Here is a 10,544-nt window from a genome sequence, read left to right as displayed (position 1 = left end):
GGCAATCCGATGAGCAATCCGTTCGACGATGAGAACGCCCAGTTCTACGTCTTGGTCAACGCCGAGGGGGAACACTCCCTCTGGCCCACCTTCGCCGCCGTCCCCGGTGGCTGGACCGTCGCCTTCGGCGCCGCCACCCGCACCTCCTGTCTTCAGTACGTCGAATCCCATTGGCTCGACATGCGTCCCAACTCCCTGATCGCCGCGATGGCCAACGAGGGCTGACCTCGCCCTACGTACAGTGGGGTATGCGGAGCGCTCGGTTCGGGATCGTGGTGGCGCTGCTGGCGGGACTGCTGGCGGGCGCGTACCTGGGGGCGCTGTTCGCGTCGTCGACCGACTCCGATCCGCCGCGGCGGCAGGCCACGGGACACGATGTCGAGCACGCCGAGCTGGTGCTGTTCGAGTCCACCCGGGGGCTGCCCGACGTCCGGACCGTACTGCGATCGACCGCCGACGTCGCCCAGTTCGCCGGGCGATTCCCTGGCGACGAACGCGCGGCCGGTCGGCTCACGGACACGCTCTCGCGCCGCGACTTCGACACCGAGGCGCTGATCGCCTTCTCCTGGGGCGCGGGCTGTTCGCCCGGTGACGGCGCGAAGCTGACCAGCGAGGGCGACGCCGACTACTCCGTCCGGCTGACCGGCGCGGACGATCCGCCGCCGGAATGCGTCGCGCCGTGGGAGATCCTGGCGGTGTTCGCGCTGCCCGCGGCGGACGTGCCGGCGACCACTCGGCTCGGCGGGTACCGCCCCGACCCGCCGGGTCCGGCGATCCTTGCCCATTTCGAGCGCATCGCAGTCGGCACCGCCCCGCGCGGCGCCGAGGTCTCCCAGCCGGATCAGCTCGCCGCCTTCGCCGCCGGGCTCGACACCGTGACGGCCGCTCGGGTGCGTTCGGCGGTGTCGGGGCGCGCCGCCGGTGATCGGGCGTTCGCCTTCGTCGCCACCGGCTGTCACGACGACGGCGCCTATCTCGCGATCTCGCGGGAACGGCTGCGTCCGGTGCTGACCGCGACCGAGCCGGTCGCCTGCGTCGTCCCGGACTACTACGTCGCGGTGTTCACCACCCCGGCCGTCTCCGTCCCGATCGAGGCCGTCATCGGCTGAGACCGGGGGTCATGGCACCGGGGTCATCGGCGGCGGCTCCCAGTCGCCCTCGATCGCCGCCTCGCGAGGTGCGTACAGACGCAGCGTCAGGGAGAACTCGCCGGAGTCCGGGATCGGGAGCCAGTTGCCGGTGGGGACGCCCGGGCGCGGGTCGTCGTGCTGGACGGCGATCTCCACCGCGCCGTCGGGGCCCGCCACCACCGGTGGGGCGTGGCCGACCGCGTAGATCTCGGCGGGGTTGGGGACGAGGAAGCCCTGGGGGTCGTAGGCGGTGATCGAGGCGAAGGCGTCCACCGGCGGCCAGCGGCCGGGCTCGAAGCGGATACGGTAGCGGCGCGGCTGTCCCGCGTCGTCGGTCGTGGGGGCCCAGAGTTCGGCGTAGAGCACGTCGCGGATCGGGGCCTTGCCAGGTGAGCGCATGGTCGTCGCCGCGCGTCGCAGGTAATCAGTGCCGAACCTGCCGAGGTCGACCGGGATCTCCCACCCGTTGACGCGGCGCGCGTTCGGGTCGGTCCATCCGGCGATCCGGCGCTGGGCCTGGCGGACCGCCTCGTCGAGCAGTTCGACGGGCTCGTTGTCGACGGTGCCGCCGGGGACGACGCCGATGGTGGCCAGCTGTTCCATCAGCGGTGCGTCGGCGGCCGCGGGCGGATCGGCCACCATCAACCTGCACAGCCGGTTGAGGTAGGTGCGGCCGTCCAGCGCGGCGATCCGCTTGACCGGCGGCTCCGGTCCGCGGTCGATCGGGTGCACCCTGCTGACCGTGACGTCGTATTCGCGGCGCTGCCAGGCGCCGGCCGGGACCAGCCGGATCTTCTCCTGCCACCGGTTGACCTGCGCCGCGTCCGCGACACCGTTGATCTGGATCCGGCCGACGATCGTCGCCATCGCCGACGGCATGTGCAGCAGGGTGGTGTGCGGCGGCAGCGACCCGGTCCACTTCGGGCCCGCGATGACGTAGGTGAACGGCGGCCCGTCGGCGTCGACCGTCGTCCGCGGCTGCTTGCTGCTCAGGTCGTGCACGGTGTTGCCCCACCCGTCGAGCAGCTGGAACAGCCAGTACCGATCCGGTTCCATCCCGGGGATCTGCAACACCAGCGGCTCGTCGGCCAGGTTCAGCCACGCCTGGGAATAGACCATGTCGTGGCTGAGCCGGGCCACCCCGCGATCCAGCGGATCGGGCAGCACGCTGTGATCGAACGTGTTCGTCGGCCCACTCGCCGCCCGCATCATGTCCAGCAAGATCATCGGATAGCCGAACACATACGCCTCGGTCGCCAGCCCCAGCACATCCGGCGCCCCCGTCGAGGACACCACCGACGGCACCGGCTCCCCACCCCCGCACCCGGACACCACCACCCCCACCCCCGCAGCCGCCCCCAACTCGAGCAGGCGCCGCCGACTCAGCCCACCCTCGCCACCTGCCCGACCGCCCATGCGCTCTCCGTCCGACACCGCGAACGCCCACCGTAAACGCCCCACCGTCCCCCCGCCCTCACACACAACGGGTGAAATCCGCAGGTCAGCCGAGGAGGGTTCGGTGCATGAGGTAGGCGACGCGGGCTCGGCAGGCGATGGGGTCGGGGCCGTAGATCTGGCTGAGGTCGATGACCAGGGCGAAGGCCGCGTGGACCAGGAAGCGGGCTTCGGCGGCCGAGAGTTCGGGGCGGACCTCGCGGACCAGGCGGGCCCATTCCTGGACGCTGAGGCGCTGGATGTTGCGCAGGACCGCGCGTTCCTCGGCGGGGACGTGGCCGAACTCGGCGTAGTAGACGACGGCCAGCGCGCGTTCGTCGAAGGTGTCGGCGACGAACTGGGCGATCAGCACGTCCAGGGCCGCGCCGCTGTCGGGGGTGCCCGCGACGGCGGGGCCGATCGCACCCGAGACCCGGTCGGCCGCGCGGCGGAACGCGGCGGCGAGGATGTCGCTCTTGCCGCGGTAGAACCGGTACACCGCCGAGGCCGCGGACAGCCCGGCCGCCGAGGCGATGTCCTCGACGCTGACGTTCGGATACCCGCGCTCGTGGAACAGCTCGACCGCTTTGCGCAGCAGCAGTTCGTGTTTGAACGACTCCGGGATCTCGACCTGGGTGGCCTTCTCCGAAATCGTTGCCGCGGGCGGCAATCCGCTCTCGACCAGCGCGAGACAGGCCGTGGTCAGCAGCCGGTTCAGGGTGCGGGCAGGCAGGGCGGCGTGATGGTCGGCGATGCTGGTGATCACCCCGAACATCGCGGTGGACAGCATTCGCAGGTCCGGCGCGGTCAGCTCCGGCCGCAGGACGGCCAGCTGCTCGTCGAGGGCGACCAGCACCGAGGCCCGCTGCTCGTCGAGCACCAGCCGGTCGGCGGGCTCGAGGTAGCGGCCCTCCCAGCGCACCAGCGTGACCGTTCCCCGGTTCTCCACCGTCGCGCCGAGGAGCCCGGTCAGCATGTGCCGCAACCGTTCCGCCGCGGTCGATGACCCGTCACCGGACGCCGCGATCGAGGCGGTGAAGGCCTGCCCGACCCGCAGCAGTTCCTCCCGGAACAGCGCGTACTTGCTCGGGTAGTGCCGGTACAGCGCCGCCGAACTGATGCCCAATCCGGCGGCGATGTCCTCCATGCTCACCCCGTGATACCCGGCCGCGCCGAATGCCACCGCCGAGGTCGCCGCGATCTGCGCGCGCCGATTCTTCGGACGCCGCCGCACACCGTCCTTCGCTCCGCCGACTACCGATCCACGCGCACCACGAGACTCGCCGACATTCATGCCAGAAGTGTATTAGGGCTTGTGGGGCGGGGTGATCCGGGCATACCAGTCGAGCAGGGCCGGGTCGTCCACGGCGCTGCGTTCGACCACACGGGTCGCGTCCGCGCCCTGGAAGAGCTTCTTGATCGGCACTTCCAGCTTCTTGCCGGTCCGGGTGTGCGGGATACCGGGGGCCTCGCGGATCTCGTCGGGGACGTGCCGGGGCGAGACCTCGGAGCGAATCGCGCTGCCGATCCTGGCTTTCAGATCGTCGGTGAGGGCGGCGCCGGGCGCGAGGACGACGAACAGCGGCATCCAGTAGCCGCCGTCGGGCTGCTCGGCGCCGATCACCAGCGCCTCGGCGATCTCCGGGAACTGTTCGACGACCTGGTAGATGTCGGCGCTGCCCATCCGGATGCCGTGCCGGTTGAGAGTGGAGTCGGAGCGGCCGTGCACGACGACGCTGCCGTGCTCGGTCAGCGTGATCCAGTCACCGTGCCGCCACACGCCGGGGTAGGTGTCGAAATAGGCGTCGTGGTAGCGCTTTCCGTCCTCGTCGCGCCAGAAGCGCACCGGCATCGACGGCATCGGCTGGGTCACCACCAGTTCGCCGACCTCACCGCGCACCGGCGCGCCCAGCTCGTCGAAGGAGTCCAGCGCCACGCCGAGATACGGTGCCGACAGCTCGCCCGGCCACACCGGCACCGTGGGCACGCCGCCGATGAACGCCGACACCACGTCGGTGCCACCGCTGATCGAGTTCACCTGCACGTGCTCGCCCGCGTTCGCGTCGAGCCACAGCGCGCTCGACACCGGCAGCGCCGACCCGGTGATCCCGACGCTGCGCAGCGCCGACAGATCGTGCTCGGCCCGCGGCACCGCGCCCGCCTTGATGCATCCGAGCACGTAGCCGGGGCTGGTGCCGAGCACGGTGGCGCGGACCTGGGCGGCGAGGCGCCACAGGGCGTCCGGGCCGCCGGCTGTCGGGCTGCCGTCGTAGGTCACCACGGTGGCGCCGGTCAGCAGGCCGGCGATCTGGAAGTTCCACATCATCCAGCTGGGGCTGGTGTACCAGAAGAAGGTGTCCTCGGGCCCGATGTCGGATTGCAGGGCAACGGCTTTCAGATGCTCGAGCAGCACGCCGCCGTGGCCGTGCACGATGCCCTTCGGCAGACCGGTGGTGCCGGAGGAGAACACGATCCACAGCGGATGATCGAAGGCGACGGCGGCGGTCTCGATCACCCCGAGCCCCGGATCGGCGATCGCGTCCGACCACGCCACCGCGTCGGGCACCTCGAGGCCCAGCTGCGAGACCACGACGGTCGCGCGCAGCTCGGGCAGGCCCTCCTGCAGGGCGGCGATGTCGGCGCGCTTGTCGTGCTGCTTGCCGCCGAACCGGTAACCGTCGGCCGTGACGAGCACGGTCGGCTCCAGCTGGCCGAGCCGGTCCAGCGCCGCCTTGGCCGAGTAGTCCTGCCCGCACGCGCTCCACACCGCGCCGATGCTCGCGGTGGCGAGGAAAGCGACGATGGCCTCCGGGATGTTCGGCAGGTAGCCGATCACCCGGTCGCCCGGTCCGACGTCGCGCGCCCGCAGGGCGCCCGCGAACGCGGTGACCTGCTCGATCAGCTCCGCCCACGAGATCTCGCGCGGCTCGGCGTCCTCGTGCAGGGCGAGCACGGCGGGCCGGTCGGGCCGCGCCTGCCGGATGATCTGGTCGACGTAGTTCAGCCGCGTCCCAGGGAACCACTGCGCGCCGGGCATCTCCCGCGTGCCGAGCACGCCGTCGGCGATCGGACCGAGCTCGAAGTAGTCCCACAGCGCCTGCCAGAAGCCGGCGATGTCGTCGACCGACCATTGCCACAGGGCCTGGTAGTCGGGGTACTGCTCGCCGGTCCGGCCGCTGACGAAGGCGGCGAAGTCGGTGATCCGTGCCGACGCGATGTCCTCGGCGGTCGGTTCCCATTGCGGTTGCACCGGATGTCCTCCTCGTACTGGGTTGCGCGGGCCGGAACTGCCCGGCCGATGATTACCCCGGCGCGCGGCCGGTAGTCGCCCCCGCGCGCCGGGTAGTGCTCAGCTGGGCAGTTCGGCCCGGCGGACGATCCGCTCCGCGTGTCGGAGCACCGGTGCGTCGACCATGCGTCCCTCGAACGCGAAGACGCCCCGATGGTTCGGCACCTCGGCGAGCACTCGGCGCGCCCAGTCGATCTCGTCGGGGTCGGGCGCGTAGCCCTCCCGGATCACCGCCACCTGGCGGGGATGGATAGCGACCTTGGCGTCGAAGCCGACGGCCACCGCGTCCAGCGTCTCCACCGCCAGCCCTTCCAGGTTCTCGATGTCGAGGAACACCGAATCCAGGGCGAACCGGCCGAAGGCCTTGGCCGCCAGCAGGCTCGTCGAGCGCACGTGCCGGGCGACATCGCGGTAGCTGCCGTCGGCGTGCCTGCTGGCATTGCCGCCCAGCCCGGCGACCAGGTCCTCGGCGCCCCACATCACGCCGACGGCGTTCTCGGCGGCGACCGACTCGGCCACCCGCACCGCGCCCAGCGGCGACTCGATCAGCACGATCACCTCGTAGCCCGCCAGGCTCCTGACCTGTTCGGCCGATTCACATTTGGGCAGCATGACGCGCCGGTAGGCGGTCTGCGCGAGGGCGGCCAGGTCGGCCGCGTACTCGTCGGTCTCGACCGCGTTGACGCGGACCACGGTGTGCCGCGGGTCGAGCGGGGTCTCGATCAGCGCCTTCCTGGCCGCGACCTTGTCACCCGCGGCGACGCCGTCCTCGAGGTCGAGGATCACCACATCGGCCACCGCCGCGGCCTTGGCGAAACGTTCGGGACGGTCGGCCGGGCAGAACAGCCAGGCCGGTCCGCTGGGCTCCCAGGCGCGCACGTTGTCTCCCGTCATCGTCATGCGGGGGCCTTCCGGACCAGCGTCTGCCGCACGGCTTTCGCCACGATCACACCGTCCTGGTTGCGCGCGGTGTGGGTGAGGCCGACGATGCCCTCACCCGGACGGCTCTTGGATTCCCGCTTGTCGGTCACCAGCGTCTCGGCGTACATCGTGTCGCCGTGGAACAGCGGCGCGGGCAGCGACATCTCGGAGAAGCCGAGGTTGGCCACCAGGGTGCCCTGGGTGAGCTGGGCGACCGAGAGGCCGACCAGCGTCGACAGGGTGAACATCGAGTTCACCAGCCGCTGGTTGAACGGCGGCTGCGCGTCGGCGAAGTTCGCGTCCAGGTGCAACGCCTGGGTGTTCATGGTCAGCGTGGTGAACAAGACGTTGTCGGCCTCGGTGATGGTGCGGCCGGGCCGGTGCTCGTAGATTGTCCCGATCTCGAACTCCTCGAACCACAGGCCGCGCTGGACGACGCGTCGTGTCTCGGTGCTCGACGGCGCCTGCGCTGCCGCCGCCGGGCCGCCGTGATCAGGCGCGCTCACAGACCCAGCTCCCGTGCGATCAGCATCAGCTGCACCTCCGTCGTGCCCTCACCGATTTCCAGGATCTTGCTGTCACGGTAGTGCCTGGACACGGGGTATTCGTTCATGAAGCCGTTGCCGCCGAAGATCTGGGTGGCGTCGCGCGCATTGTCCATCGCGGCCTCGCTGGCGACCATCTTGGCGATCGAGGCGGCCTTCTTGAACGGCTTGCCCGCCAGCATCAGCGCGGCCGCGTCGTAGTAGGCGGTGCGCGCGACGTGGGCGCGCGCCTCCATCCGGGCGATCTTGAACGCGATGGCCTGATTGCGGCCGATGGCCTGCCCGAACGCCTGCCGCTCACCGGCGTAGCGCACGCTCTCGTCCACACAGCCCTGCGCGGCGCCCACCGCGAGCGCGGCGATGGCGATGCGGCCCTCGTCGAGGATGCGCAGGAAGTTGGCGTAGCCGCGGCCGCGCTCGCCGAGCAGGTTCTCCTGCGGCACCCGCACGTCGGTGAAGCTGAGCGGGTGGGTGTCGGAGGCGTTCCAGCCGACCTTGTTGTAGGCCGGTTCGGCGACGAAACCGGGGGTGGAGGTCGGCACCAGGATGGTGGAGATCTCCTTCTTGCCGCCGGTCTGCCCGGTCACCGCGGTGACGGTGACCAGCCGGGTGATGTCGGTACCGGAGTTGGTGATGAACTGCTTGGCGCCGTTGATCACCCAGCTCTCGCCGTCGGCGACCGCGGTGGTGCGGGTGCCGCCGGCGTCGCTGCCCGCGTCGGGCTCGGTGAGGCCGAAACCGGCCAGGGCGCGCCCGCTGGTGAGCTGGGGCAGCCACTCGTTCTTCTGCTTGTCGTCGCCGAAGCGGTAGATCGGCATCGCGCCCAGCGAGACACCGGCCTCGAGGGTGATGGCCACGCTCTGGTCGACCTTGCCGAGCTCCTCGAGCGCCAGGCACAGGGCGAAGTAGTCGCCGCCCATGCCGCCGAACTCCTCGGGGAACGGCAGGCCGAACAGGCCCATGTCGGCCATCCCGGCGACGACCTCGTACGGGAAGCTGTGCTCGGCATCGTGTTTCGCCGAGACGGGCGCCACGACCTGCTGGGCGAAGTCGCGCACGGTCAGGGCGAGCTGGCGGTATTCGTCCGGCAGCGAGCCGGTGGACAGGTAGTCGGTCATGCGTTGGTTCCTTCGCGCTCGGTCTCTACGACTGCGGTTTCGACGGGATGGGCGACGACGCGGACCAGCACCTGGTCCAGCTTCACCTGGGCGCCCGGCCGCACCAGCACCTCGACGGTGCCCGCGACGGGGGCGGTGAGGGTGTGCTCCATCTTCATGGCCTCGATGACGATCACCGGATCGCCGACCTCGACGGTCGCGCCGTCGGCGACCGGGGCGGCGATCACCGAACCCGGCATGGGACTGCGGATCTCGGCGTCACCGACGTGGGCGGCGTCGCCGCGCACGCTCGCCTCGGCGACCTCGCGCAGCACCGCGACGCTGCCCGCGTGGCCGACCCACAGCTGGTCGGCATCCTCGGCGACGCGGAACTCTCGACGCAGCCCGTCGAGGGTGAGGACGAGGCCGTCGCGGCTGGTGGCGGCCGAGAGCGACTGCGGCGCACCGTCGTCGATCCGGACGGTCGCCGATTCCGGTGTGCCGGTGAGGAAGACATGGCGCACCTGGTCACCGGCGGCGAGCCGGATCGCGGTCGGAGCCTGCGCGCCGAGCCGCCAGCCCGACGGGGTCGACCACGGGTCGCCGCCGGGGGCCGGCCAGCGGCGCAGCCAGTGATGGGCGGCGGCGGCGACGAATTCGTCGTCGGTCACCTCGGCGGGCCGGAAGTCGCCGACCCGGCGGTCCAGCAACGCGGTGTCCAGACGGCCCGCCTGGACATCCGCGTCGGCGAGCAGGAAGCGCAGGAACTCGATATTGCTCGTCACGCCGAGCAGCACGGTCTGTTCCAGCGCGCGGTCCAGCGCCGCGAGGGCGTCGGCGCGGGTGTCGCCGCGCGCGATCACCTTCGACAACATCGGGTCGTAGTCGCTGCCGACCACGGTGCCCTCGGACAGGCCCGAATCCACGCGCACGCCGGGGCCGCTCGGTTCGCTGAGCGCGAGCACGGTGCCACCGGTGGGCAGGAAGCCGCGACCCGGATCCTCGGCGTAGACCCGCGCCTCGATCGCGTGCCCGACCAGGCGGATCTCGTCCTGGCTCTTGCTCAGCTGCTGCCCCGCGGCCACCCGGACCTGGCATTCCACCAGGTCGACACCGGTGACCAGCTCGGTCACCGGGTGCTCGACCTGCAGGCGCGTGTTCATCTCCATGAAGAAGAACTCGTCGGGCCGGTCGGCGGAGACGATGAACTCCACGGTGCCCGCGCCGACGTAGTCGACACTGCGCGCGGTATTGCAGGCCGCGGCGCCGATCCGGGCCCTGGTCGTGGCGTCCAGCAGCGGCGAGGGCGCTTCCTCGATCACCTTCTGGTGCCTGCGCTGCAAGCTGCACTCGCGTTCGCCCAGGTGCACCACATTGCCGAACTTGTCGGCCAGGACCTGCACCTCGATGTGGCGGGGCCGGGTGACGAACCGCTCCAGGAACAGGGTGTCGTCACCGAAAGCCGCGCCCGCCTCGCGTCGCGCGCTGACCAGCGCCGCGGGCAGATCCTCGGGCCGCTCGACCCTCCGCATGCCCTTGCCGCCGCCACCGGCGGACGGCTTCACCAGCACCGGGTAGCCGACCTCGGCGGCGGCGGTGATCAACTGCTCGTCGGTGAGGCCGGGCTCGGCGATGCCGGGTACCACCGGGACGCCGAACGCGGTGACGGTGTTCTTGGCGGTGATCTTGTCGCCCATCACCTCGATCGCCTTGGCGGGCGGACCGAGGAAGACGATGTCCGCGTCGGCCAGCGCCGCGGCGAACGCCGAATTCTCCGACAGGAAGCCGTATCCGGGGTGCACGGCCTGGGCGCCGGAGCGGATCGCGGCGTCGACGACCTTCTCGATCGACAGGTAGCTCTCGCGAGCCGGGGCGGGCCCGAGGCGCACCGCGACATCGGCCTCGCGCACGTGGCGGGCGCCCGCGTCGGCGTCGCTGTACACCGCGACCGAGCGAATGCCCATGGCGCGCAAGGTCTTGATGACGCGTACCGCGATCTCGCCGCGATTGGCGACCAGGACGGTGTCGAACTCGACGGGGTGGGATTTGTTCAGCATGTCGCTCACTCCTTCGCCTCGCCGGCGCTCGGCTCCGTCGTGCGCGACGGCGCGCTATGTTTCTGGTTCAC

The 10,544-nt window shown here is 71.1% G+C and carries 9 protein-coding genes; 2 read left to right on the top strand and 7 right to left on the bottom strand.

Features of this window, described 5'->3' with window-relative positions; translation table 11 throughout:
* The first annotated feature begins 9 nt into the window (after nt 1-9).
* Both Q7X29_RS30885 and Q7X29_RS30880 read left to right on the top strand, forming a co-directional pair.
* A complete protein-coding gene (locus tag Q7X29_RS30885) occupies nt 10-225 on the top strand; it encodes an MbtH family protein (protein ID WP_218719668.1) in 216 nt (71 codons plus the stop codon).
* Nucleotides 226-248: 23 nt separating this feature from the next.
* Nucleotides 249-1,109: a hypothetical protein gene (locus Q7X29_RS30880; protein ID WP_316576143.1), complete on the top strand. Its 861-nt coding sequence runs from the start codon at nt 249-251 to the stop codon at nt 1,107-1,109.
* Between the two features lie 9 nt (nt 1,110-1,118).
* Here Q7X29_RS30880 and Q7X29_RS30875 read toward each other — a convergent pair whose 3' ends face one another.
* The 7 genes from Q7X29_RS30875 to Q7X29_RS30845 form a co-directional block, all read right to left on the bottom strand.
* Complete coding sequence (locus tag Q7X29_RS30875) at nt 1,119-2,546, bottom strand: DUF1254 domain-containing protein (RefSeq protein ID WP_316576142.1); 1,428 nt, start codon at nt 2,544-2,546, stop codon at nt 1,119-1,121.
* 85 nt (nt 2,547-2,631) lie between these two features.
* Entirely contained in the window at nt 2,632-3,858 is a 1,227-nt protein-coding gene (locus Q7X29_RS30870) for a TetR/AcrR family transcriptional regulator (protein ID WP_316576141.1), read from the bottom strand.
* Nucleotides 3,859-3,870: 12 nt separating this feature from the next.
* Nucleotides 3,871-5,814, bottom strand: coding sequence for an acetoacetate--CoA ligase (locus Q7X29_RS30865; RefSeq protein ID WP_316576140.1), 1,944 nt, complete (start codon nt 5,812-5,814; stop codon nt 3,871-3,873).
* A 99-nt stretch (nt 5,815-5,913) separates the two neighbouring features.
* Nucleotides 5,914-6,753, bottom strand: a complete 840-nt coding sequence (locus Q7X29_RS30860; RefSeq protein WP_316576139.1) for an HpcH/HpaI aldolase/citrate lyase family protein — start codon at nt 6,751-6,753, stop codon at nt 5,914-5,916.
* On the bottom strand, nt 6,750-7,280 hold the full coding sequence (locus Q7X29_RS30855; RefSeq protein ID WP_316576138.1) for a MaoC family dehydratase: 531 nt from the start codon (nt 7,278-7,280) through the stop codon (nt 6,750-6,752). Before Q7X29_RS30855 ends, Q7X29_RS30860 begins: the two co-directional genes overlap by 4 nt.
* On the bottom strand, nt 7,277-8,437 hold the full coding sequence (locus Q7X29_RS30850) for an acyl-CoA dehydrogenase family protein (RefSeq protein WP_218719673.1): 1,161 nt from the start codon (nt 8,435-8,437) through the stop codon (nt 7,277-7,279). The genes Q7X29_RS30855 and Q7X29_RS30850 overlap by 4 nt, the downstream gene beginning before the upstream one ends.
* Nucleotides 8,434-10,473, bottom strand: a complete 2,040-nt coding sequence (locus Q7X29_RS30845; protein WP_316576137.1) for an acetyl/propionyl/methylcrotonyl-CoA carboxylase subunit alpha — start codon at nt 10,471-10,473, stop codon at nt 8,434-8,436. Before Q7X29_RS30845 ends, Q7X29_RS30850 begins: the two co-directional genes overlap by 4 nt.
* Nucleotides 10,474-10,544: the final 71 nt, after the last annotated feature.

The organism is Nocardia canadensis (genome assembly GCF_032656385.1).
Classification (GTDB): Bacteria; Actinomycetota; Actinomycetes; order Mycobacteriales; family Mycobacteriaceae; genus Nocardia; species Nocardia canadensis.
This window is presented reverse-complemented; position numbering and strand designations above follow the sequence as displayed.

Excerpts from the sequence above, each read along its gene's own strand:
- Q7X29_RS30885 (WP_218719668.1), top strand. The coding sequence starts at position 10 with ATGAGCAATCCGTTCGACGATGAGAACGCCCAGTTCTACGTCTTGGTC.
- Q7X29_RS30880 (WP_316576143.1), top strand. The coding sequence starts at position 249 with ATGCGGAGCGCTCGGTTCGGGATCGTGGTGGCGCTGCTGGCGGGACTG.
- Q7X29_RS30875 (WP_316576142.1), bottom strand. The coding sequence starts at position 2,546 with ATGGGCGGTCGGGCAGGTGGCGAGGGTGGGCTGAGTCGGCGGCGCCTG.
- Q7X29_RS30870 (WP_316576141.1), bottom strand. The coding sequence starts at position 3,858 with ATGAATGTCGGCGAGTCTCGTGGTGCGCGTGGATCGGTAGTCGGCGGA.
- Q7X29_RS30860 (WP_316576139.1), bottom strand. The coding sequence starts at position 6,753 with ATGACGATGACGGGAGACAACGTGCGCGCCTGGGAGCCCAGCGGACCG.
- Q7X29_RS30850 (WP_218719673.1), bottom strand. The coding sequence starts at position 8,437 with ATGACCGACTACCTGTCCACCGGCTCGCTGCCGGACGAATACCGCCAG.
- Q7X29_RS30845 (WP_316576137.1), bottom strand. The coding sequence starts at position 10,473 with ATGCTGAACAAATCCCACCCCGTCGAGTTCGACACCGTCCTGGTCGCC.